Source organism: Streptomyces sp. ICBB 8177, assembly GCF_003144095.1.
Lineage (GTDB): Bacteria > Actinomycetota > Actinomycetes > Streptomycetales > Streptomycetaceae > Streptantibioticus_D.
On the sequence record NZ_NSKH01000024.1, the window covers coordinates 2,106 to 23,639 of the forward strand.

The 21,534-nt window shown below is 71.1% G+C and carries 23 protein-coding genes and 5 pseudogenes; 17 read left to right on the top strand and 11 right to left on the bottom strand.

Annotation, left to right across the window (positions count from 1 at the left end; all coding sequences use genetic code 11):
* From CK485_RS29860 to CK485_RS26240, 3 genes and pseudogenes are all read right to left on the bottom strand, one after another.
* A pseudogene (locus tag CK485_RS29860) lies at positions 1-213 on the bottom strand (transposase); the annotation flags it as partial.
* Between the two features lie 115 nt (positions 214-328).
* Positions 329-1,231 carry a hypothetical protein gene (locus CK485_RS26235; RefSeq protein ID WP_109454434.1) on the bottom strand — a complete coding sequence of 301 codons (903 nt, stop codon included), beginning with the start codon at positions 1,229-1,231 and terminating at the stop codon, positions 329-331.
* Positions 1,232-1,265: 34 nt separating this feature from the next.
* Positions 1,266-1,667, bottom strand: a pseudogene (locus CK485_RS26240) (YbhB/YbcL family Raf kinase inhibitor-like protein); the annotation flags it as partial.
* 8 nt (positions 1,668-1,675) lie between these two features.
* On the opposite strand from CK485_RS26240, the pseudogene CK485_RS26245 reads away from it, so the two are divergent.
* The 12 genes and pseudogenes from CK485_RS26245 to CK485_RS26300 form a co-directional block, all read left to right on the top strand.
* Positions 1,676-2,206, top strand: a pseudogene (locus tag CK485_RS26245) (GntR family transcriptional regulator); the annotation flags it as partial.
* Positions 2,207-2,467: 261 nt separating this feature from the next.
* Positions 2,468-2,779 carry a gas vesicle protein GvpO gene (gvpO, locus tag CK485_RS26250; protein ID WP_109454767.1) on the top strand — a complete coding sequence of 104 codons (312 nt, stop codon included), beginning with the start codon at positions 2,468-2,470 and terminating at the stop codon, positions 2,777-2,779.
* Between the two features lie 34 nt (positions 2,780-2,813).
* Positions 2,814-3,257, top strand: coding sequence for a gas vesicle protein GvpJ (gene gvpJ, locus CK485_RS26255; protein ID WP_109454435.1), 444 nt, complete (start codon positions 2,814-2,816; stop codon positions 3,255-3,257).
* 87 nt (positions 3,258-3,344) lie between these two features.
* Positions 3,345-4,058 carry a GvpL/GvpF family gas vesicle protein gene (locus tag CK485_RS26260; RefSeq protein WP_109454768.1) on the top strand — a complete coding sequence of 238 codons (714 nt, stop codon included), beginning with the start codon at positions 3,345-3,347 and terminating at the stop codon, positions 4,056-4,058.
* A 1-nt stretch (position 4,059) separates the two neighbouring features.
* Positions 4,060-4,296 carry a gas vesicle protein GvpG gene (locus tag CK485_RS26265; RefSeq protein WP_109454436.1) on the top strand — a complete coding sequence of 79 codons (237 nt, stop codon included), beginning with the start codon at positions 4,060-4,062 and terminating at the stop codon, positions 4,294-4,296.
* An 18-nt stretch (positions 4,297-4,314) separates the two neighbouring features.
* Positions 4,315-5,088: a histone protein gene (locus CK485_RS28575; RefSeq protein WP_146214587.1), complete on the top strand. Its 774-nt coding sequence runs from the start codon at positions 4,315-4,317 to the stop codon at positions 5,086-5,088.
* A gap of 6 nt (positions 5,089-5,094) precedes the next feature.
* Positions 5,095-6,093: an SRPBCC family protein gene (locus tag CK485_RS26275; RefSeq protein ID WP_109454438.1), complete on the top strand. Its 999-nt coding sequence runs from the start codon at positions 5,095-5,097 to the stop codon at positions 6,091-6,093.
* 9 nt (positions 6,094-6,102) lie between these two features.
* Positions 6,103-6,450, top strand: coding sequence for a gas vesicle protein (locus CK485_RS26280; RefSeq protein WP_109454439.1), 348 nt, complete (start codon positions 6,103-6,105; stop codon positions 6,448-6,450).
* The gene (locus tag CK485_RS26285; RefSeq protein WP_241968623.1) at positions 6,447-7,289 is read left to right on the top strand and encodes a GvpL/GvpF family gas vesicle protein; all 843 of its coding nucleotides are present in this window, start codon (positions 6,447-6,449) and stop codon (positions 7,287-7,289) included. The genes CK485_RS26280 and CK485_RS26285 overlap by 4 nt, the downstream gene beginning before the upstream one ends.
* A gap of 52 nt (positions 7,290-7,341) precedes the next feature.
* On the top strand, positions 7,342-7,581 hold the full coding sequence (locus CK485_RS26290; protein ID WP_109454770.1) for a gas vesicle protein: 240 nt from the start codon (positions 7,342-7,344) through the stop codon (positions 7,579-7,581).
* Positions 7,578-7,856, top strand: a complete 279-nt coding sequence (locus CK485_RS26295) for a gas vesicle protein K (protein ID WP_109454440.1) — start codon at positions 7,578-7,580, stop codon at positions 7,854-7,856. The genes CK485_RS26290 and CK485_RS26295 overlap by 4 nt, the downstream gene beginning before the upstream one ends.
* 61 nt (positions 7,857-7,917) lie before the next feature.
* The gene (locus CK485_RS26300; RefSeq protein ID WP_109454441.1) at positions 7,918-8,427 is read left to right on the top strand and encodes a hypothetical protein; all 510 of its coding nucleotides are present in this window, start codon (positions 7,918-7,920) and stop codon (positions 8,425-8,427) included.
* 48 nt (positions 8,428-8,475) lie between these two features.
* Here the strand turns inward: CK485_RS26300 and CK485_RS26305 are convergent.
* Positions 8,476-8,610 (bottom strand): annotated as a pseudogene (locus tag CK485_RS26305) (flavin reductase family protein); the annotation flags it as partial.
* A gap of 84 nt (positions 8,611-8,694) precedes the next feature.
* Between CK485_RS26305 and CK485_RS26310 the strand changes: the two are divergent.
* Positions 8,695-8,961: pseudogene (locus tag CK485_RS26310) on the top strand (IS701 family transposase); the annotation flags it as partial.
* Between the two features lie 195 nt (positions 8,962-9,156).
* Here the strand turns inward: CK485_RS26310 and CK485_RS26315 are convergent.
* Positions 9,157-9,858, bottom strand: a complete 702-nt coding sequence (locus CK485_RS26315) for a TetR/AcrR family transcriptional regulator (protein WP_109454442.1) — start codon at positions 9,856-9,858, stop codon at positions 9,157-9,159.
* Positions 9,859-10,002: 144 nt separating this feature from the next.
* Between CK485_RS26315 and CK485_RS26320 the strand changes: the two genes are divergently transcribed.
* Complete coding sequence (locus tag CK485_RS26320) at positions 10,003-10,962, top strand: diiron oxygenase (RefSeq protein ID WP_109454443.1); 960 nt, start codon at positions 10,003-10,005, stop codon at positions 10,960-10,962.
* A 108-nt stretch (positions 10,963-11,070) separates the two neighbouring features.
* Positions 11,071-12,570 carry an FAD-dependent oxidoreductase gene (locus tag CK485_RS26325; RefSeq protein ID WP_109454444.1) on the top strand — a complete coding sequence of 500 codons (1,500 nt, stop codon included), beginning with the start codon at positions 11,071-11,073 and terminating at the stop codon, positions 12,568-12,570.
* Between the two features lie 141 nt (positions 12,571-12,711).
* On the opposite strand, the gene CK485_RS26330 is transcribed toward CK485_RS26325, so the two are convergent.
* The 6 genes from CK485_RS26330 to CK485_RS26355 form a co-directional block, all read right to left on the bottom strand.
* Positions 12,712-13,665 carry a hypothetical protein gene (locus CK485_RS26330; RefSeq protein ID WP_146214588.1) on the bottom strand — a complete coding sequence of 318 codons (954 nt, stop codon included), beginning with the start codon at positions 13,663-13,665 and terminating at the stop codon, positions 12,712-12,714.
* Between the two features lie 235 nt (positions 13,666-13,900).
* On the bottom strand, positions 13,901-14,695 hold the full coding sequence (locus CK485_RS26335) for a response regulator transcription factor (RefSeq protein ID WP_109454446.1): 795 nt from the start codon (positions 14,693-14,695) through the stop codon (positions 13,901-13,903).
* Complete coding sequence (locus CK485_RS26340) at positions 14,692-16,026, bottom strand: histidine kinase (RefSeq protein ID WP_158288246.1); 1,335 nt, start codon at positions 16,024-16,026, stop codon at positions 14,692-14,694. Before CK485_RS26340 ends, CK485_RS26335 begins: the two co-directional genes overlap by 4 nt.
* 106 nt (positions 16,027-16,132) lie before the next feature.
* Positions 16,133-16,651: a hypothetical protein gene (locus CK485_RS26345; protein WP_109454448.1), complete on the bottom strand. Its 519-nt coding sequence runs from the start codon at positions 16,649-16,651 to the stop codon at positions 16,133-16,135.
* 214 nt (positions 16,652-16,865) lie between these two features.
* Positions 16,866-17,759 (bottom strand): serine protease, encoded by an 894-nt coding sequence (locus CK485_RS26350; protein WP_109454449.1) that lies wholly within the window; start codon positions 17,757-17,759, stop codon positions 16,866-16,868.
* Positions 17,760-18,081: 322 nt separating this feature from the next.
* Complete coding sequence (locus CK485_RS26355; protein WP_109454450.1) at positions 18,082-18,843, bottom strand: class I SAM-dependent methyltransferase; 762 nt, start codon at positions 18,841-18,843, stop codon at positions 18,082-18,084.
* 556 nt (positions 18,844-19,399) lie between these two features.
* Here CK485_RS26355 and CK485_RS26360 point away from each other — a divergent pair.
* Positions 19,400-19,621: an MbtH family NRPS accessory protein gene (locus CK485_RS26360; RefSeq protein WP_109454451.1), complete on the top strand. Its 222-nt coding sequence runs from the start codon at positions 19,400-19,402 to the stop codon at positions 19,619-19,621.
* 323 nt (positions 19,622-19,944) lie between these two features.
* The coding region (locus tag CK485_RS29865) for a condensation domain-containing protein (protein ID WP_241968624.1) at positions 19,945-21,534 on the top strand (1,590 nt) is incomplete at its 3' end.

Below are 21,534 nucleotides of genomic sequence, written 5' to 3' on the forward strand. Positions count from 1 at the left end.
GAAACGCCTGTGGGCCGTGGCTCCCGAGGGCCCGAACGAGGCGGACGGAAGCTGCTGCCAGGTGCAGCCCGACGTGGCTACGAACACGATCGCAGCCAGCACTTCCCGATCCCCGTGCCGCCGCCGGCCACCACCCTGCGGACCAGTCGGCGCCTCCGGCACCACCCGCTGGAACAACCCCCACAGCTCATCCGGCACCAGCCGCTCAACGATCCCCACGCCACGAGCCTATCGAACAACCCAAATGAGATGACGTCTAAGTGGCTCGCCTGCGCGAGCACACCACCCGGAGCGCCCAGTCGGGGCCGAAGCCGGACGGCCGGTCTAGCTAGGCAGTCGCCACTTGGGGCGGTTCGTGAACGGCCTCAAACGTCCCCGCCGCGGTGAACGCGTCGGTGATCGGCTCGATGAGCGAGGCGAGGCGGCGGGCCCCCGCGTTGCCGATCGGCGCCCACAGCGTGGCGCAGTGCTCGTCTGTTTCCACCTCGATACGTTCGCGTGCCGCGCTGCCGGCGTCGGTCATCACCGAGTCGGAGTCGAGCCAGCCGCGTGCGACGAGGCGTGCCGTTGCCGCGTTCCACTCCTCGTCGTCCCACTGCCGGGTCGCCCGCGCGACGGCTGTGGGAAGGCGGCCGGTCGCGGTGTGCAGGACGAGGCAGTCGCACGGCCCGAGGTCGTTGTCGACGAGTACGACGAGATGGGCGTCGCCGCGCCACTCGCGCGCCACCGTGATCTGCTGCCAGAGCGCGACGAGAGGATCGGTGGGAAGGACGACCGAGGCGTTCGCGGCGGCCAGCACCTTGCCGGCGTAGTCGGCACCGGCGACGACCGGGTCGATCAGAGAGCGCGCCTCGGCCGAGTGGTCGCCGGTCAGATGTACGTTGACGCGCCGCATCGCCCGTCCGGCGGCCCGGAAGCGAGCGGCCTGCCACTGCTCGGGCGGCGCGGCGTCCCATACGCCTGCCATGGCTCGCACGGCCCGCGGACTGAAGTTGTAGAAGGCCGCGAGCGTGACGTGCCACGGCACCGCGCCCATCGCGGCCGACCGGAAGGCCAGATACACCGGCCCGGGGTCGGTCACGCCGAGTTCGGCAGCCTCCTCCGCGGTCTCGGGGGCGAGGTAGGTGAACAGGTGGGGGGCGGTGACGGCGCGGCTGACGACGCGGACGGTGTCCAGGTCCCTCAGGCCGTCGCCGGGGCGGGCGGCGTCGGGAAGGGTGTCAAGGTGCATGGCGGTGGTGTCTCCTGGGAGTCGGATGGCGCTGTCAGGCGGGTGTTTCGGCAGTGGCGGTCAACACCGCGCGCCCGAGGGTGTGACCGGCCATGGTGAAGCCGAGGACGGCCGGTGTGGCGTCGGCGGGGACGCCGGTCGAGGGGATGTCGAGGGCGTGGACCACGACGAAGTAACGGTGCGGGCCGTGTCCGGCCGGCGGGGCGGCGCCGATGTAGCGGGCCGCGCGGGTGTCGTTGGGCAACTGGTAGGCGCCCTCGGGCAGATGTGAGCCGGTGTCGTCGCCGGCGCCCTCGGGAAGTCCGGTGACGGTGGCGGGGATGTCGGTGACCGCCCAGTGCCAGAACCCGGACCCGGTGGGGGCGTCGGGGTCGTAGACGGTGACGGCACAGCTCTTGGTGCCGTCCGGGGCGCCGCTCCAGGACCACTGCGGGGAGGTCCTTCCAGGGCGTGAGCCTGGCCGTGGTGCGCGAGGCGCTCGTGCGGGTGGTCGGCGAGGGGCTCGCCGACCGGCTGCCCAACCGCGGTTTCGCAGTCCCGACCTTCTCCGACCGCCGCTGGCAGGAGATCGCGGAGGCCCGCCGGACCGTCGAACCGGTCGTACTGCGCATGTCGATCGAGCGCGGCGACGTCGACTGGGAGGCCCGTGTACGGGCCGCCCACCATCGTCTGGTCCGCACTCCGGCGTAGGTGCCGGAGAGGGGAGAGCACTGCACCGAGGCCTGGGCCGAGGCTCACCGAGCCTTCCACCGCGTGCTGCTGGAGGGGTGCGGCAATCGCGCGCTGCTGGAGATGTACGACCGGTTGTGGACCGCCAGTGAGCTGACCCGCCGTTGGTCGGCCCACCGCAACCCCGACCGGGACGGCGCCGAGGAACACCGCAGGCTGGAGGAGGCGGCGCTGGCCCGCGACGCCGACACCGCGGCCGACGTCCTGGTCCGGCACCTCACGTTGACCGCGGCGGCTCTGACCGACGATTCAGGTCAGTCCACCTGGACCAGGCGGTTTCGTCTGGATCGGCGTGGGACCAGAGGCGACCGACCCGGGCCGCGTCGGCACCGGCGCGGCCCGCTCATCGAAAAGCCCGAGCGGAGGCGTCGGCCACCTCCGCGACCGTGCCGCCGTGCCGACTCGCGGGGAACTGCCGCTCACGCCCGCGCTGCCGCAAGAACCCCGGGGCACCCGTTCGGTCCCGCCCGGGGTGCGCGGGACCGTACACCGACCAGACTCGTTGGCATGGCAGAGCGATCGCGCGGTTCCACCTCGTCCACGGCTTCGAGGCAGCGTCGTACCGGCAGAGGGCCGGAGGACGCCGCCCGGGTCGCGCGCGAGAAGCTGGAGCAGCTCATCAGCCACCGGATCGAGGGCGTCTCCGCGGTCGAACGGACCGATGACGGGTGGCTCGTCTCGGTGGACGTCCTCGAAGTGCCGCGCATCCCCGACACCACCAGCCTCCTGGCGACCTACGAGGTGCACCTGGAGCCGGACGGCGCGCTGCTGGACTACCGCAGGTCCCGGCGCTACCGGCGCGGGGCCGCGGACGAGTGACCAAGCGGTCACCTGTTGAAAGGACGCACTACCCATGACCACGATCACGTACCCCGGCGAGGTCGCGTGCCTGCCGCGCGCGGGCACGCTCTACGACGTCCTGGAACTCATCCTGGACCGCGGCATGGTGATCGACGTCTTCCTCCGGGTCTCGCTGGTCGGCATCGAGATCCTCAAGGTCGACGCGCGCGTCGTGGTGGCCAGCGTCGACACCTATCTGCGGTTCGCGGAGGCGTGCAACCGGCTCGATCTGGAGAACGACGCGAGCAGCCGGACCGTTCCCGAGCTGTTCGGCGGCGGCGCCGCCAAGGCCGCCGGAAAGCGGAAGGCCAAGAAGGCCGTCGAGTCCGTCGGCGACACGGTCCGCAAGGCGGTGGGCAAGGGCGAGGACGACGATGAGGAGGAGCGCCCGCGCCGTCGAAAGGCCTCCTCCGGCTCCGGATCCGGCAGCCCGCGCCGCAAGCGCGCCGAGGCGTAGGCCGTGGTCGTGGAGGCCGGGGGCGGTGTGCGCTCTCCCGCCCCTCGTGCGGCGCGCCCGACCGGCCACCGGACCTGCGTGTACGCCATGGTCCGTGCCGGTCACCGGCTCGCGGTGGACACCCGGGGGGTGGGGAACCCTCCCCTGCCGGTGCGGATGATCACCGAAGGTGACGTGGCGGCCGTCGTCAGCGACGCGCCCGACGATCTGCGCGCCCGGCGCCGTGACCTGCTCGCCCACCAGGGGCTGCTGCTGGGACTGGCGGAGCACGGAAGCGTCCTGCCGATGCGGTTCGGCTCGGTCGCCGAGGACGACGCGACCGTGCGCGGGCAGCTGCGGGAGGGGCGGCAGCGGTACGCGGCGACCCTGCGCAGGCTGGACGGCCGCGTCGAGCTGAACGTCAAGGCGTCGCCCGATACGGATTCCCTCGATGCCGTCGTCACCGAGGACCGCGAGGTCCGGCGACTGCGCGCGGAGGTACGGCGGCGTCCCGGCTACGAGGCCAGCCTACGGCTCGGCCAGGCCGTCGCCGCCGCGTTCGCACGCCGGGCCGCCGAGGCCGGCCGGGACCTCCTGGAGCAGCTCAGGCCCCTGGCCGACGCGGTGGCGCCGGGCCCCGAGGTACCCGGCTGCGTACTGAACGTGTCGTTCCTGGTCGAACGGGGGCGGCAGCGGTCGTTCGAGGACACCGTGGCCGCGGTGTCCTCGCGCCACGAGGGGCGCGCCGTGCTGAGGATGTCCGGCCCCCTGCCCTGCTACAGCTTCTCCGGGGTCGGTTCGGCCGAGCCCGCGGAGGTCTGACGTGGGGCTGATCACTGGACTGCTGACCTTGCCACTGGCTCCGGTGCGCGGGGTCGTCTGGGTTTCCGAGCAGATCGCGGAGACGGCGGAACGCGAAATGTACGGCCCCGCCGCACTGAGGTCTCGGCTGGCGGCACTGAATCAAGAGTTGGAGGCTGGAGAGATCAGCCAGGAGATTTTCGAAAGGGAAGAGGAACGGCTACTCGACGCACTGGAGGCACACCGACCGCCACGATGAATCCGGAAGGCGAGCAGAATGGACCAACCGACGAAGATCGCCATTGTCGTGGCCCTCGCGGGCGGATACCTGCTGGGCCGTACCAAGAAGGGCCGTCTCGCCCTCATGGCCGCTTCGCTCGTCGCGGGGCGGGAACTCGAACCCCGCGCGATCGCCTCGGAAGCGCTCAGCAAACTCGCCGAAGTCCCCCAGGTCGCCGATCTGAACGAGCAGCTGCGCGGAGAGGTCCTCGACGCCGGCAAGCGGGCCGCCACCGCCGCGTTGAACCGCCGTATCGGCTCGCTGACCGGTGCGGTCGGGGACGTCGACGAGACGGACGAGGACGCCTACGAGGACACGGACGAGGACGAGGAGTACGAGGACGAGGCGCCCGAAGGCGAGTACGAGGAAGAAGAGGCGCCCGAGGACGAGCAGGAAGAGGAGGAAGCACCCGAGGAGGAGCCCCGCCGTGCCCGCTCGCGTGCGCGCCGCGGCGAGGCCCGCGGCCGCTCCGGGCACGACGACCAGCGGCGGCGCCGGAAACGCAGCGACGAGGAAGAGCCCACCGCCGGCCGGGGCTCCGCTCCCGCCAAGAAGACCCCCGCCAAGAAGACCGCGGCCAAGAAGGCCACCGCGAAGAAGGCTCCCGCCAAGAAGGCCACCGCGAAGAGGGCTCCCGCGAAGAAGGCGGCCGCCAAGAAGACCACGCCGGCGAAGAAGACCAGCGGCACCAAGAGCACGAGCGGCAGGACCAGCGGCACCAAGAAGAGCAGCGGCGCGCGCGGCTCCTCGCGGTCCGGCCGGGGCAGGTGATCGTCCATGACGCAGGACCGAGAAGGCGGCACCACGGGACTGGAACAGCTTCGCGGAGGTATCGGCGAATTCCTCAGTTCCAAGGTCGGCGACCTCGCGGAGAAGGCCGGCGGAAAACTCACCGACCTGACCGGGCAGCTCACGGAAATCGCCGACAACGGTGGGGAGTTGCCGAAGATCGGCTCACGCCTCCTCAAGGGTGAGTCGCCCGTCAAGGCGGTCGTGAAGGAGAAGGCCAAGGGCGCGAAGGACAGCGTCGTGGGGAAGGTGAAGGAGGCCTTCGGCGGAGGCAGTGACCGCCGGGCGGGGGACGTGAAGGTGACCAACATCGTGGAGGTCCGCGATATCGGAGTCCCCCTGCGGTGGGCCTACGACCACTGGACGGAATACGAGAAGTTCAGCGGCTTCACCAAGGGAGTCAGCAGCGTTTCCACCGAGGACGAGGGCACCACCGACTGGAAGGCCAAAGTCGGCCCTTCCACGCGCAGTTGGAAGGCCACGATCCAGGAGCAGGTACCGGACGAACGCATCATCTGGACGTCCGAAGGCTCCAAGGGCACGATCCGGGGCGCTGTCAGTTTCCACGAACTGGGCCCCGCGCTGACGCGCATCGTGCTGGTGGTCGAGTACTACCCGTCGGGCTTCTTCGAGAAGACGGCCAATCTGTGGCGTGCCCAGGGCCGCCGTCTACGGCTGGATTTCAAGCACTTCCAGCGCTACGTCACCCTGACGGACGAAGAGGCTGAGGGCTGGCGTGGTGAAATCCGCGACGGCGAAGTCGTGCGCACCCACGAAGAGGCAATGGAAGAGGAGGAGGCGCGCCAGGAAGAGGAAGACGAGGAGGACGAGGACGAGGAGGAAGAAGAGCCCGAGGACGAGGAGGACTACGCGGACGAGGACACGGAGGAAGAGGAGGAAGAGCCCGAGGAGGAGGACGAGGAAGACAGCGCATACGAAGACGAAGACGAAGACGAAGACGATGAAGAAGAAGACGACGAGGACTGAGGTGACCAGGTGTCGGACGTGGACTACAGGCAGGGCGCCACGGCTGTGCCCGGCCCCCATACCGCCAACCTGGCCGACATCCTCGAACGTGTCCTCGACAAAGGCATCGTCATCGCGGGAGACATCAAGATCGACCTGCTCGACATCGAACTGCTCACCATCAGGCTCCGGCTCTTCGTCTCCTCCGTCGACACCGCCAGGAAGGCGGGCATCGACTGGTGGGAGACCGACCCCGCGCTCAGTTCACATGCCGCCCGCTGCGAGCTGCGTCAGGAGAACGCGGAGCTGCGCGACCGTGTGGCCGCGCTCGAAGCGGGCGACGTGAACGCTCGTACCGCGTCGGAACGTGGCCTATGACCGGCTCCACGGACCCCACCGTCATGCCGCACTCGATCCTGACGTACGCCTTCGCCGTCTGCCGCGACGCGGACGCCCCCGTTCCTCCGCCGCTACCGGGCATGCCGGGGGGCGCCCCGGTGCGCCGCCTCGGCTTCGGCTCCCTGACCGCGATCGTGCAGGACGTGCCCGCCGCGGACTTCACGGACGAGGTGTGGCAGCGGCGTCTGACCGACCGCGTGGAGCTGGAGCGCTGCGCCCGCGCGCACCACGACGTGGTGGACGCGGTCGCCCGCTCCTGTGCGACGGTTCCTCTGGCGCTGTGCACGCTGTACCAGGACGACCAGCGGGCCGTGGCAGCGCTCGGCCAGGACGAGATCCGCTTCCTGGAGGTCCTGCGCCGTATCGCCGGGCATGCCGAATGGGGCGTGAAGGTCTACGCCCGGCCCAGGACGGCCGAGACCACGCGCAGGTCGTCGGACGCGGCCCCGGAGCCGGTCACCCCGGCTGCCACCCGCGACGCCGAGGGAGCCGCCGCTCCCGGAGCGGGCCAGGCGTACCTCGCCCGCCGGCGTGAGCAGCAGCGGGCCCGTGCCCGGCTGCACGAGGACGCGCTGCGGGACACGGCCACCGTCGACGAGACGTTGCGGCGCGTGGCCTCGGCCGCCCGCAGGCTCCAGCCGCAGCGTCCGGAGTTGACCGGCGACCCGCGCCCGCAGCTCCTCAACGCGACCTACCTCGTCGCGGAGGACCGGGCGGCGGAACTCGCCGTCGCCGTCGGCGCCCTGAGGTCACGGGTCGGCTCGGACATCGAGGTCACCGGACCGTGGGTGCCGTACTCCTTCGCCGGTGAGGTGTGAGGCGATGACCTCCCGTGAGCCGGAGTACCCGCACGGTACGGCCCTGGGCGGCATGGGTGGGGCGGCCTGGCGCGAGCCGGTGCCCTGGGACGGGCCGGAGCCGCTGAGCGGGCCGATCGGGGTGCCGCTGGTGGATCTCCTGGACCGGGTGCTGGCGACCGGCGTCGTGGTCAGCGGGGACCTCGTGATCGCGATCGCCGACGTGCCGCTGGTGCGTCTGTCACTGCACGCCCTGCTGTCCTCGGTCAGCGCACGGATGCCCGCCCCCTGGAAGGACGGGGGGCCGTTGTGACCGATGCGCGGCTGGACATCGACCGCGAGCGCATGGGGCATGACCTCGTGGCGCTCGTGCTGACCGTGGTCGAACTCCTGCGGCAGCTCATGGAGAGGCAGGCCGTTCGCCGCGTCGACGAGGGCGACCTCACGGACGAGCAGGTGGAACGCATCGGGTCGACGCTGATGATGCTCGATCAGCGCATGGCCGAACTGTGCGAGCAGCACGGCCTCACCCTCGACGACCTCAACCTCGACCTCGGCCCGCTCGGCTCCCTGCTGCCGCGTGAATGAACGGCCGGCGGGCCCGATCGCGAGCGGTACGGATACGGCGAAGCCGGAGAAAGGACAGCGGATGCACCGCGAGGAGCTCGGGATCTACCTGAACGATCACCTGGCCGGTTCCACCCTCGGAGAGGGCCTGGCTCGGCGGATCGCCCATCGGCATCGGCACTCGGCGCGCCGCGGCGACCTGGAGCGCATCGCTGACGAGGTCGCCGAGGACCGCCGGGCGCTGCTCGACCTCATGGCGGCGCTCGACGTCGGCGCCCGCCGCTACAAGGTCTACGGCGGCCTGGTCGCCGAACGACTGAGCCGCCTCAAGTCGAACGGCCGGCTGTACCGGCGCTCCGGACTGAGCACGGTGGTCGAGCTGGAGACCCTGCGACTGGGAGTCGAGGGCAAGGCCCTGGTCTGGATCACGCTGCTCGCCGTGGCGTGGTCCCCGCGCCTGCGGGTCCCGCCTACACCGCCGAAGTACGCACCGCGAAGTTGCGTTCCCTGCACCTACCGGGTACCACTTCAGGACGGCCGGAGCTCCCCCCTGACCGAGCGCCCACACCCACCCGTTGCGCTGAGACTCTGACCTGGTCTAACGTCCAGGTCACCGACACCGCTTTCCACTCAACTTCGCAGGGGCGAGGTTCGCCGTCCCCGTGTCCGGGTCCACCGTCGACACCCAGGCGATCGGCCGGGGCACGACGACGGAGGTCAGCAGCTTGTAGAAGGAGTTCCTGTCCAGGACCTCGGGATCAAAGTCAACGCGCATGCCGCCCAGTATCCACGCAGCCGGCCGCGCACCCCAACGGCAGATCCCATCAGCGCCGTACCCCTGGTCCGGCGGGAAGGTGACTACTGCCCCGCCGGAACCACCCTGGATGACCTGACCGGCATCGCGGGCAGCAGGTGGGCCATCGAGGAGTGCTTCCAGAGCGCCAAGCAGGAATGCGGCCTGGACGACTACCAAGTCCGCCGCTACCCCGGACGGCACCGCCACATGACCCTTGCCACGGCCGGCGCCTGCCTGACCGTCCTGCGCGCCCGCGAGCTGGATGCCGAGAAGGCAGAAACGGATCCTCCCAGCTCATCCACCTCAGCCTCGCCTGAATCAGACGGCTGATCACCCGCCTCACCGACCGCCGCCCCACACCCGTCGAGCACATCTTGCACTGGCCCACCTGGCGCCGCCGACGACGACACCAGGCCCGCACCAGTCACTACAGACGACGCGGACACAGCCCGTGAACCGGCCGCCAGTCACGGCAAGCACCGTTGCGGTACCAGCCCCCTCCGTTGCCCGACAGGGCGCGGAGCCCTAGGAGTTGGTCGCTCGCTCGGTGGCTGCCGCGGGATGTTCGAGGTCGAGGGGCTGGTGGGGGTCGAGGCTCAGGCCGCTCGCGCGCAGCGTCTCGTCGAGGACGCACCAGATCCACCGGGCCAGTTGCGCGGTGAGTTCCTCGTGGCCGAGCCCGCCGGGTCGGTCCACCCAGCGCACGCTGGCGGTGTCCACGAATCCCACGATGCCGAAGCCCAGCGGTTCGGCCGCGCGCGGATCGCCGTCGAGGGCGGTCAGATAACCGGCGAAGAGCCCGGACAGGTGGGCGCCGATGGCGGTCTTGATGTCGGCGACGGCGTCCAGCGTGCCGGTGTGGCGGCTGAGGTAGCGATAGAGGTGGCTGTTCTCGCGCAACCAGCCGACGTAGGCGTCGACCGCGTTGGTGATCATCTCCATCGGCGTGCCGCGTGGGCGCCACAGGGGTTGCAGCGCGGCGGTGACCGATTCGGCGGCGCGAGCGGCGACCGCTCGTTGCAGGTCTCCCGCGTCGGCGAAGTGCTTGTACAGACGGGTTCGCGCCACCCCGGCCTCGTCGGCGATCTGCTGGGTGGACACCTCGGGCCCGAAGCGGGCGATCGCGGTGATCGCGGCGTCCACGAACTCCGCGCGCCGCCGTTCGTGCTGCCCCTCCCAGCGCGTCTTGCGTCCGTCCACCTGCTGCGGGGCCTGTCTCGGGGGCATGTGCCGAGTCTATCGGCGGGCACCGCTGCGGATTCCCCGGCACCGGGGGCTATGCCTGGACGGCGGTGTGGCCTTACCCTCAGCTTTAACGGGTACATGGTGTACCTGTAACTTCACCGACCCCCGCCAGGGAGGTATCGAGCCGTGAGTCACAGCACGCGCACCCCCGCACCCCGGCCGACCGCGGCCGCCGACTCCCCGGCGCGCCGGGACCAGGGGCGCCCGCTCAGGGAGGCGGAGGACGTCTCACGCCGACTGCTGGAGTCCTCGGCCATGCTCGGCTACGACCCGGCCACCGAGGTCGACTGGGACGCACCGCTCCCGGAGGACGGCTACGGCCTCAACCCCGAATGGAGCACGCTGTACGGCACCCGGCTGTGGCAGGAGATGACCGAGGCGCAGCGGATCACTCTCACCCGGCACGAGGTGGCCTCGATCATGAGCACCGGCGTGTGGTTCGAGATGATCCTCCAGCAGTTGGTCCTGCGCGACCAGTACGTGCGGGACTACGCGACGGCCGAGTTCCAGTTCGCGCTCACCGAGATCGCCGACGAGTGCCGGCATTCCATCATGTTCGCCCGCGCCTGCCAGAAGATGGGCATCCCGGCCTACTTCCCCAAGCGCCCGGTGGTCGAACTCGCCCGCGTCCTCAAGACGGTGGGCAACGCCGAGGTGGCGTACGGCGGCATCCTCGTCGCCGAGGAGGTCCTGGACGTCATGCAGCGCGACGCGATGCGCACGGAGAACGTCCTCGACCTGGTGCGCACCACGAGCCGGATCCACGTGGTCGAGGAGTCCCGGCACATGCGCTTCGCCCGCGCCGAGATCCGTGAACGGGTGCGCCGCGCGGGCACCTTGCGCAAGCGGTCCTCCGCGCTGGCGATCGCGGTCGTGGCGTACTTCATCATCACCAGCCTGGTGAACGAGGGCGTGTACGCGGCGGCGGGCCTGGACACCAGGCGGGCGGTGGCGGCGGCGAGGAACAACCGGCACCACCACGCGATGATGCGTACCAGTTCCGCGCCCCTGATGGACTTCCTCGGCACGTCGGGCCTGCTGACGCGGCCGGCCGCCGCCGTCTACCAGCGGGTCCACATGCTCTGAGACGGCGGCGGGCGCAGCCCCCGGGGACGCGGTGCGCCCGCGCTCAACGCACGCCCGCATCACCGAAACTGACACGCCGTCACCACGTCACTCCCACGGAACCGGACCATGGCCTACGCGATCACCCAGACCTGCTGCACGGACGCGTCATGCATCGCGGTGTGTCCCGTCAACTGCATCCACCCCACCCCCGGGGAGCCGGACTTCGGCAGCACCGACGTGCTCTACGTCGATCCGCGCACCTGCATCGACTGCGGTGCCTGCGCCGACGCCTGCCCGGTGGACGCGGTCAAGCCCGCCGACACGCTCACCGGACCCGACGTCCTCTACGCCGAACGCGGCGCACGCTACTACGCCGAACGCGACGCGAACCCGGCCTGGGCCGCGCCCACCGTCCCCCGGTCGCTGCCGCCGGGCGCTCCGGCCCCCCGAGTCGCGATCGTCGGCACCGGTCCCGCTGCCTGCTACACCGCGCAGGAACTGCTGCGCCGCACCGACGCCGAGGTGACGATGATCGACCGGCTGCCGGTTGCGGGCGGGCTGGTGCGGTTCGGGGTCGCCCCCGACCACGTCGGCACCAGGCGGATCGGCGAGTCCTTCGCCGCGCTGCTGCGGCACCCACGTGTGCGGACCCACCTCGGCGTGGAGGTCGGCACCGACGTCACGCACGCCGACCTGGTGCGCCACCACCACGCGGTGGTCTACGCGGTGGGCGCCGCCGCTCCCCGGCCGCTCGGCGTCCCCGGCGCGGACCTGCCCGGCAGCCTGCCCGCGTCGCGCTTCGTGGCCTGGTACAACGACCATCCGGAAGCGCCCGCCAACCTCGTCGACCTGACCGGCGTGCGGCGCGCGGTGGTCGTCGGCAACGGCAACGTGGCCCTCGACGTCGCGCGGCTGCTGGCCGTCGACCCCGCCACCCTGACCGGTACGGGAATCGCCGCCCACGCGCTCGACGCCCTGCGGGCCGGGGACCTGCGCGAGGTCGTCGTCCTCGGCCGCCGCGGGCCGGGACAGGTGGCGTACACCTGGCCCGAACTGCACGCGCTCAAGCACCTGCCCGGCGTCCGGCTGGTCGTCGCCGACTCCCCCGAAACGCGCGCCGCGCTCGCCTCCGCCGACCCGGCCGATCCCACCGATCACGCGGCGCTGCTGCACGACGTGCCGATCGAACGGGTCGACTTCGGCTCCGCCCCACCGCCGGGCCGCCGCATCGTGCTGAGCTTCTCCTGCGCGCCGGTCGAGGTGCGCGGCCGGGGGCGGGTGTCCTCGGTGCGGACCACCACGGGCGAGATCGACGCCCAGTTGCTGGTCGGCGCGATCGGCTACCGCGGCACGCCACTGCCGGACCTGCCGTTCGACGAGGCGACCGGGACCGTTCCGCACGACCACGGGCGAGTGGCTTCGTTGCCGGGCACGTACGTGGTCGGGTGGATCAAGCGCGGCCCGTCCGGCGGCATCGGCGCCAATCGCCTGTGCGCGCAGGAGACAGCCGATTCCCTCCTCACCGACGCGGCAGCAGGCCGCCTCCCCGCCCCCACGGGTTCACTTCGGGCCTTCCGCCGGTTGGTACGCGGCGGCACGTCACACTCGATGACGGGGGTGCGATAGGCGGGTACGGGGACCGGACCTGGCGGGACCGCCGCACGCAGAGGTCAGGGGGCCACGGAGGTCGCCGGCTGCGGCGCGCGTGTGGCAGTTCATGGCGGGCCCTCACCCGGCCCGCCACGTCGTCATCTCACTGACGCTCCGTCAGCTCACTGACACCCGCCAGTCGCTGTTCGGCGTGACCATCGAACTCGTCACCCCGCTGCACAGATACGTGGCCGGGTCCATCGAATCGCCGGGGAAGACGGAGGAGTTGTCCGGATCTGCGGGCGACCAGCCCGCCGACGTCTGGACCTGGAGGGAGCTGCTCTCGACCGTTCGGCCCGCCAGGTCGTCGCAGACCTGGACGTTGCCGGTACTGCGGTCGACAGCGGAGTAGTACTCGAACATGTCCCAGCCGTAGTCGACGCCCGCCTGATCGGTGCCTCCACTGGTGAAGAATGTCTGCCAGGCCTTGGTCGCGTAGTCGTAGAGGTAGGCCGTCCACGTGTTGCCGGCGGGGTCGGTGAGCGCGACCTGCACGGTGTACGCGCTGCGCCCGTTCACCGTGGTCCCGTAGTCCTTGAGGAACGAGCTGTCGACGTCCACGCTGGCGCCCACGTCCTGGCCGGTCCGGGTGCACCAGTCCCACGCCCAGACCTGGGGCTGGTCGTCGGTGTGAACGGTGACCATCTCGATGCAGGCGCCGTCGCGCGGCTTGAGGGTGGGTGCGTACAGGACGTCGTCGCTGTCGGTGAGCCGCAGCGAGGTGTCCACGCTCTGGGTGGCGATGACGGAAGTGAGGGCGTGGCTGGAGGCGGACACCTTGGTGCCCCACCACTCGTGATGGGTGGAGCCCGCCAGCCGCGGTGTGCGCGACGAACGCAGCTGCCGGAATCTGTCGACGGCGGCGCGGTTGCGGGCGGTGACCGCACGCGATCCGAGGACGCGACCCTGGACCGCGCCACGCACCGGGGCGTTCGGGCCGGGTGGCGCCTGGGGGGCGGGCCGGGCCGCGGCGCCGGTCGTACTCGCGGCGAGGAGCATCAGGCCGCCGACGGTGGTGGCGGCGGCGCGCAGGAGGCGCCGCGCCCTGCCGGGCATGGTAAACGTGCTCATGACAAGCCTTCTCCTGTCAGGGAGGTGGGGGTAGGCCGTGTTCATGGTGAGGCGTGACAGCGGCGCACTGCCAGCGGGCGAACGGCACGGGAAGTCGCCATGGCGACAACATGACAGCAGCCGATGACGTGCGATCCGCTGCGAGGCACTATAACTGACGCTACGCCAGATCCATCATTAACTGACGCCGCGTCAGCCGACGCTCGCCCGCACGGCGCGGCATGGCGCACGCTCGCTACGTGGCGAGGCCGGTGCGGTACGCGTAGCGGACCGCCTGCGCCCGGTCGCGGCAACCGGTCTTGGCGTAGATCCGGTTGACGTGCGTCTTCACCGTGGCGCGGCCCAGGAACAGCCGTTCACCGATCTCCCCGTTGGACAGGCCCTGCGCGATCAGGCTCAGCACCTCCGCCTCGCGCGCGGTCAGCCCGTCCGGCAGGGCCGACGCCGTGCCGGGTCGGTCGTGAACCGAGGTGTCCTCGCCCGCCGCGTGCACGCCTGCGGCGTCATGGCCCGCCGGCACCTGGCCGGCGGATCCGGCCCGCGTCCAGGGCGCTTCCCACGGCGTCCTGTCGCCCTCGCCGTCGGAGGTCGGATCGGCGGTGACCGCGGTGACCAGTCGGGCCTGCACCACCGGGTCGAGCCAGGTCCGCCCGCTGTGCACCGTCCGGATGGCGTGCTCGATCTGCTCGGCGCCCGCGTCCTTGGTCAGGTACCCCTTGGCCCCCGCGCGCAGGGCCGGGAAGACGGAGGCGTCGTCGGCGTACGTCGTCAACACCAGCACCGCGGTCCACGGCGCCTCGTCCCGCAGCGCTCGGGTGGCGGCGAGTCCGTCCATGCCCGGCATCGCCAGATCCATCAGCACGACGTCGGGCCGGTGTTCGCGGACCAGCTCGACGGCCTCGGCGCCGTCCGCCGCACCCCCCACCACGTCCATTCCGGCGTTGAGGCCCACGAGCAGCATCAGGCCCTCGCGGGTCACCCGTTGGTCATCGACGACCAGGACCCTGATCACGCCCGCGGCCTCGCTCACCCGGGTATCTCCATCCGCACGCTCCAGCCCCGTCCCATCGGCCCGGCATGCGTACGGCCCCCGACCCGTTCGATCCGCTCCCGCATGCCGCGCAGGCCGTTGCCGCCGCCGGTCCACACCCGAACCGCCGCCTCGCCGCCCTCCCCGGGCCCGGACGTGGACCTGGGCCCGGATCCGGTCCCGTCCCCGTTCGCGACGTCGCCGTCCGCAGACCCGGGTGCGGCGTCTTCGTCCGCTCGCCGGAATGCGGGCCGGCCGTGGTCGGTGACGGTCAGGGTGGTGCCCTCGGCGGTGTAGCGCAGCAGCACGTCCGTGGGCGAACCCGGCGCGTATCGGGCCGCGTTGGTCAGCGCCTCCTGCGCGCCCCGGTAGAGCGCCAGGTTCGCCTCTGCGGTCAGCTGCCTGGGCTCCCCGGTCACCGACAGCGCGATGGGCAGGCCGAGGTCGCGACGGCAGCGGTCGACGAGCGCGGTCAGCTGGTCCAGCGTGGGCACGTCGTCACCGCGCAGCGCCGCCACCGCGCGCCGGGCTTCGGAGAGCCCCTCGCGGGTCAACTCGCCACCGCGGACGATCAACCGGTGCAGCGCGGGATCCACGTGATCACGTTCGGCCAGTTTGCGGGCACCCTCAAGTTGCACGGAGAGCGCCGACAACGACTGGGCGAGCACGTCGTGCAACTCCCTTGCGATGCGGGCGCGTTCCGCGACCGCGGCGGCCCGCGCCTCGGCCTCCCGGGAGTCCTCCAGCTCGGCGAGGAGCAGTTCGGTGCGGTCGCGGCCGAGCCGAGCCTGACGGGAGAAGACGTAGGAGGCACCGAGGACCACGCACAGCAGCACGGAGGACAGACCTGCCTGGAGCGAGATGCCGGAGGGAGCGCTCGCCGTGGTGATCACGGCGATCGCCATGACCAGCGGGGCGGCCAGGAAGAGCGCGGTCCTCGGCCGGAGCCGGGCGAAGAGCATGGCCACGGCGGCGGCAACGGGTATCTCCATCAGCAGGGTCGGCCGCAGGACGGCCAGCGCGTTCCCGCTGACACCGAGGATCAGCGGGAGCACGGCGGTGCCGACCTGGGACCTTGGCTCCCGGTCCAGCGCGGCGAGGCTCAGCGGCACCAGACATCCCGCCAGGGCCAGGCTGATGCCGAGCCCTTCGCCGGTGAACGCGAGCCGGGGCCGTCCTGGGACGGCGAAGCCGGCGGTGAGCGCCATCACCACCCACAGCGCCAGGTGCATCCGCGCGCTCTGCCGGTGGCCTCGCTGCGCCGCACGGCGCCTGGCCTCGGCGACCCGGGGAGTGTCGGCCTCCCCTTCGGCGGGGTCTGTCGTGCTCATGGGAGGCAGCATAGAGGCGCCTTCCTCACGCGGGGCCGGGGCCGGGACCTGGCCGGGGCCGCGGCCACGCCCCGGGAGGGCTTGTCCGGCCGACGCCGTGCGATGCTCACGCAGCGACCGCGACGGCCGGGTCCGCGGTGGAGCCGAGCCGGTGGGCCCGATAGCGGATGACCACCAGGCGGGTCACCACTTCCGCGAGCGCCATCAGCACGAACGCGGCCATCCACGCCTGGGACGAGGTGATGTGATGGGTCCGGCTGAAGTCGGCTATGCGGCCGGCGGCACCGTGGTCGGAGGCGAAGGCGAACCCCATGCGGGTGGCCATGCCCAGCACCCACAGCACGGCGGCGACCACGCCCGCCCTGGAGTAGATCCCGTCCTCACCCCGCCAGAGCCGGGTGGTGAGGCCGCACAGGACACCGAGCAGCGCGCCGGAGCCGGCCAGTGTCAGCTCCAGCGTGAGGTCGTCGCCCGCGGTGGGGACCGTACGCAGGTAGTACGCCGAGGCGGAGGCGACCAGCACGACCGGCAGCACGAGGCTCGTCATGTCCAGGCGCCGCGCCCGGATCTGGCGGACGACGAGGAGCACGAGAATGCCGTTGATGAGGTAGTCGGTGGTGTTCACGGCAACCAGACTGCTCCGGTCGAGCCGCCGCGTCCTCAACCGTGGGGTTGATCGCCGGGTTGATCCCGGCAGCCGTCTCCACCCCCCGCCTCCACCCCCCGGCACTTCTCCACCCTGGGGTGGAGGGCGGAGGCGGCTGCCCCGCGAAGTCGGCACCACACGACCACTCAGGGAGGCGGAGCCACGACGCGGGGCGGACGCGGCGGCGAGGCGCTCAGGACGGCTTGGGAAGCGTGCAACCCGGCAGGCTCAGGTCGATCGTGTTGCCCTGGGCGACGCACGGCACGATGCCGTAGGTCTCCTCCGCGTAGCCGATGCCCTCGTGCACGGTCACCCGACCGTTCTGGTCGACCTCGCAGGGGTTGTCCAGCGAGCAGCGTTGGCCGTCCTCGTTGAGGGTGTTGTTGACGGCCACCACTTGCCCGGTCGCCACGTCCTCGACCGGCGAGCCCGACGTGCCGCCGATGGTGTGGCACGCGGAGGTGTAGCGGACCGAGTCCTTCCAGACCCAGTCGGCCTCGTGCAACTGGTAGGCGAACCCGTCGATCCCGCAGGAGTACACGGTCTTCCAGTACCCGGAGACGACGGCGACGGAGGTCCCGGCCACCGGGTGGTCCGGTGAGAGCGTCAGCGGCTTGACGCCGTAGCGCTGTTCGATCTGGGCGTACGTGGTGTTGAGTTGGTAGATCGTGATGTCCGTGTCGGTCATCGTCGCGTAGTCGACCTTGGTCGCCCGCAGCGTGCCGGCCTTGGACGCGTTGGGCTTGAGAAGGGTGAACGAGCGGCTGGAGGCCTGGTTCACGATCACCTGACCGGCCGTCGGCATGCCGGTCTCCAGGCAGTGGCCGTTCGTCAGTACCAGCGCGGGGTCGTCGTCCGACGACGCGGGCACACGGATGAGCGATCCGGAGCAGTCGTCCAGCGCGACGATGCCCGAGAAGTCGGTCGTCGCCCTGGGGACGGTGCCGGTGGAGGCGCGATGGACAGAGACGGCACGTGCCGGCGCCCCGGCGGCGTGCGCCGGGTCTGCCTCCACCGCCGCGGCGGTGGAGATGCTCGCTCCCACCAGGGCCAGCGTGGCGAGAGCGGCGACGAGAGGCTTGTTCATGTGGGGGTCCTCTCCGCATGTCCGCGCGAACCCACGGCCTTCCGTCGTGCGGGCTTCCGTCGTCCGGCGCGGTGTGGGCTCCCGGAGCTGCCCGGGAGTTGGCATGCGCATTGTGAGCGCGTCGAAGGGTGGCCCACAAGAAGCGATTCCGGCCGCACGGGTTCCCGCCTCCGCCGGGCGACAACGCCCGCGCCACCCCGGCCGCCGAGGGACCAGCCGACCCGAGCCCAACTTGTTCGCCTTGACGTCCGACCGGCTCGATCAGCTGCCTGGCGCCCAATCACATCCTGGACCAGCGAACCCAGTTGGCCAGGCCCCTTCCTCAGAGAGACTTGCGGGCTTCGATGAGGAAGCGGGTGGTCGTGGCGACGAACGAGCCCTCCGCACTGATGAGTTCGTGCAGCTCACGCAGTCGCTCCCGGTACCGGTCAACCGTGAAGTCAGGCACCATCCAGACGACCTTGCGCAGGAAGTAGACGACCGCACCGATGTCGAAGAACTCGGTGCGCAACGCCTCACAGCGCAGGTCGGCCACTTCAAGACCGGCCGCCTCCGCGCCGGCGCGGGCGTCGTCGGGATGGCGGCTTCTGCGGACCTCGGGCGGCTGCGGCCCGAGGAAGTACTCCACCACCTCGAAGACGCTGGCGGGACCGACCTGTTGAGACAGATACGTGCCGCCCGGTCGCAGGACTCTGGCGATCTCCTCCCACCACACCGTCACCGGATGGCGGCTCACGACCAGGTCGAAGGCCCCGTCCACGAAGGGCAGCGGGGGTTCGTCGGCGTCCGCGACGACCGGGGCGCCCAGCGGGTGCAGCAGACGGGTCGCCTTGACGACGTTCGGCGGCCAGGACTCCGTGGCGACCGTCAGCGGCGCCAGTCTCGGCACCGCGGCCAGGACCTCTCCGCCGCCGGTCTGGATGTCCAGGGCCGCCGAGGCGCGAGCCATACGCTCGCCCATCAGGCGCTGGTAGCCCCACGACGGGCGTTGCTCGGTGGCCCGCCCGTCCAGCCAGGAGAAGTCCCAGCCCTCGACCGGGGCCGTCTCCGCCTCCGCCACCAGTTCCTCGAACGTGCCGTCCATGTCGGCATGTTCCCAGCTCACCCCGGCCGGCGGCGACCGGATATCGGGCGCGCTCACCGACGGCCGCAGGCGCAACGGGGTCGCCAAATGGCGCGTACCAACAAGTAAGTGCGCCCCCGAGCTTCCGTGCGCCCCCGGCTTGCCGCAGCGCCAGACACTACGCCCCACCCGGGAACACGAGGGTGCATACCGGGCACGCGATGGCCAGATCTCACCCTCGCCGACAGCTCTGGCAATTGCCAGCAGCACAACCGATGGAAACCTGTGAAACAACCACCCTGGTCGTCACCGGAGCGCGACGTAAAAGACCGATCGGCCGACTTTGCGGACGCCCGGCGTACGGCTTAATTCCGCCGTTCGCGCTTAGAGAGGGAGGGCCCGGGTACGCGATCCGCGAATCGCTCCGGTGTGAAGATTTGGTGGTGTAGCGTACTCACGCTCGATCGATACCGGACGGAAATATCGAGCACGCCGGAGCGCATGGTCGGGGGGCGCGCAACCGCCCCGGCCGCTCGCTGGACAACCGGCCTGTAGACGAGAAGAGACAGGGGAAGCCGTGGGGAATCCTTTTGACGATGATTTTGCTCGATTCATCGTTGTGGTCAACGAAGAGCGCCAGTACTCGTTGTGGCCCGCCGCCTCCGAGGTGCCGGCGGGGTGGGAAGTGGCGCGGCCCGAGGGTTCGCGCCAGGAGTGTCTCGACTTCGTCGAGGCCAACTGGACCGATATGCGCCCGGCCAGTCTCGTCGCCGCCATGCAGACCCGGCAGGCCGACTAGTCCGCAGCCCTGACCAGCACGAGTACGGCTGAGGCGCGGCCCGTACGGGTCGCGCCCACCGGCGCTTCCGGCCGTGGCGCGGCCGGGCGGTCCGCAGCAGCTCCTGCGGATCGCGTCTGACCCAACCGCTCGGTTCCGGTTCATCCTCTGGACGTCCCCATTTCACCCGGGAAAGCCTTCCGCGATATCACGTGCGTCTGGTGACTTGCCTTTCGCCCGGTGACGGCGGCGCCGGCCCGGGATCATCCGGCGAACTGCCCGCGAGGCTTCGCCATGCCCAAGAGGAATAACCGGACGCCATCCCCTGAAAGGGCAGAAGCACCATGCGTGAAACCGAGGACCGCCTCCTCCCCCTCACCGCTTCACAGGAAGGCGTGTGGTACGGGCAGGCCATCGACCCGGACAGCCCGAAGTACAACATCGGCGAATGCATAGAGATCCACGGGCCGCTCGACGAAGAACTCTTCGAAAGAGTGGTCGAAAGAGTCTGTGATTCCTGTGAAAGCCTCAACACCGAGTTCGTGAGCCAGGGGGACGCCGTCTACCAGCGGGTCGCGCGCAGGTTGCTGCCACGCGCCCAGCGTGTGGACCTCAGCACGCAGGCCGACCCGGTCGCCACCGCCGAGCGGTACATGGCGGACGACATGGCGACGGTGGACTCCGTCGCCGCGCCCCGGCACACGTTCGCGTTGCTGCGGCTCGGTCCCGAGCTGCACTGGTGGTACGTGCGCTACCACCACATCGCCATCGACGGTCTCAGTGGCTCCCTCTTCGCCCGGCGCGTCGCCGAGGCCTACACCGCTGCCGTACGCGGTGAGCCGGAGCCGGAACCCCTGCCTCCGCTCGGCACCCTCGTCGACGAGGAACTGGCCTATCGGGCCTCACCGGCCTTCGAACGCGACCGTGCCTACTGGACGGCGAAGTTCGCCGACCTCGCCGACCTCGCCGAGGGCGACGGCTCGCACGACGGCGCGTTCGTCCCGCGCCGTGCGCCCGGCGGCGGGTCCTCGGAGCCCCACGCCGCCGCACTGCACGAAGCGGAGACACTCTCGCCCGACGTGCTCGACGGCTTGCGGCGGCTGGCCGGTGAGAGCCGGACGACCTGGTCCGCGGTGCTGGTCAGCGCGGTGGCCGCGTACCTCGGCCGGGTCACCCGCTCCTGTGAGGTCACCATCGGCCTGGCCTCGCACGGCAGGCACGGCGCCATGCTGGGCGTTCCCGGCATGACGGCCAACATCCTGGCACTGCGCGTCCGCCTCACCCCCGGCATGACCGTACGCGAGCTGGTGCGGGAGGTGTCCGGCGAGATGCGGTCGGCGCTGCGCCACCGCCGTTACCCCAGGGAGCAGTTGGCCCGCGACCTCGGACTGGGCGGCGGCACCGCCCGCCTGTGCGACCTGGTCGTCAACGTCATGCCGTACGAGTACGACCTCGACTTCGCGGGGAGCACGGGCGTCTCACGCCTGCTGTCCACCGGGCCGGTCGACGACGTGTCGGTCTTCGTCTCGGAACGCGCCGAGGAACGAGGCCCGTTGATCGGCTTCGACGCGAGCCCGGACCTGTACCGCGCCGAGGATGTCCTGCCCCACCAGCACGGGATCACGACGATGCTCGCCGCGCTGGCCGAAGCGGAGCCCGACCTCCCTGTGGACCGGCTTCCGTTGACCGACGCCACCACCACGCAGCGGGTCCTCGCCATGGGACGCGGCGCACCGCTGCCTGTCGAGACCGCCAACGCGTCGCTCCCGGAACTGTTCGCGGCCCGCGCGGCCTCCCGTCCCGATGCCGTCGCCGTCACCTCGGGCGATGTGGTGCTGTCCTACGCGGAGTTGGACACCCTGTCGGCCGAGTTGGCCACCGCCCTCACCGGCCATGGCCTGGGTATCGAGGACGGGGTGGGTGTCCTGGTCGAG

Bases quoted from the DNA above. Each gene is read 5' to 3' on its own strand.
- CK485_RS26235 (WP_109454434.1), bottom strand. From the start codon at position 1,231: ATGCACCTTGACACCCTTCCCGACGCCGCCCGCCCCGGCGACGGCCTG.
- gvpO (WP_109454767.1), top strand. From the start codon at position 2,468: ATGGCAGAGCGATCGCGCGGTTCCACCTCGTCCACGGCTTCGAGGCAG.
- gvpJ (WP_109454435.1), top strand. From the start codon at position 2,814: ATGACCACGATCACGTACCCCGGCGAGGTCGCGTGCCTGCCGCGCGCG.
- CK485_RS26260 (WP_109454768.1), top strand. From the start codon at position 3,345: ATGGTCCGTGCCGGTCACCGGCTCGCGGTGGACACCCGGGGGGTGGGG.
- CK485_RS28575 (WP_146214587.1), top strand. From the start codon at position 4,315: ATGGACCAACCGACGAAGATCGCCATTGTCGTGGCCCTCGCGGGCGGA.
- CK485_RS26275 (WP_109454438.1), top strand. From the start codon at position 5,095: ATGACGCAGGACCGAGAAGGCGGCACCACGGGACTGGAACAGCTTCGC.
- CK485_RS26285 (WP_241968623.1), top strand. From the start codon at position 6,447: ATGACCGGCTCCACGGACCCCACCGTCATGCCGCACTCGATCCTGACG.
- CK485_RS26290 (WP_109454770.1), top strand. From the start codon at position 7,342: ATGGGTGGGGCGGCCTGGCGCGAGCCGGTGCCCTGGGACGGGCCGGAG.
- CK485_RS26300 (WP_109454441.1), top strand. From the start codon at position 7,918: ATGCACCGCGAGGAGCTCGGGATCTACCTGAACGATCACCTGGCCGGT.
- CK485_RS26315 (WP_109454442.1), bottom strand. From the start codon at position 9,858: ATGCCCCCGAGACAGGCCCCGCAGCAGGTGGACGGACGCAAGACGCGC.
- CK485_RS26325 (WP_109454444.1), top strand. From the start codon at position 11,071: ATGGCCTACGCGATCACCCAGACCTGCTGCACGGACGCGTCATGCATC.
- CK485_RS26330 (WP_146214588.1), bottom strand. From the start codon at position 13,665: ATGAGCACGTTTACCATGCCCGGCAGGGCGCGGCGCCTCCTGCGCGCC.
- CK485_RS26340 (WP_158288246.1), bottom strand. From the start codon at position 16,026: ATGAGCACGACAGACCCCGCCGAAGGGGAGGCCGACACTCCCCGGGTC.
- CK485_RS26350 (WP_109454449.1), bottom strand. From the start codon at position 17,759: ATGAACAAGCCTCTCGTCGCCGCTCTCGCCACGCTGGCCCTGGTGGGA.
- CK485_RS26355 (WP_109454450.1), bottom strand. From the start codon at position 18,843: ATGGACGGCACGTTCGAGGAACTGGTGGCGGAGGCGGAGACGGCCCCG.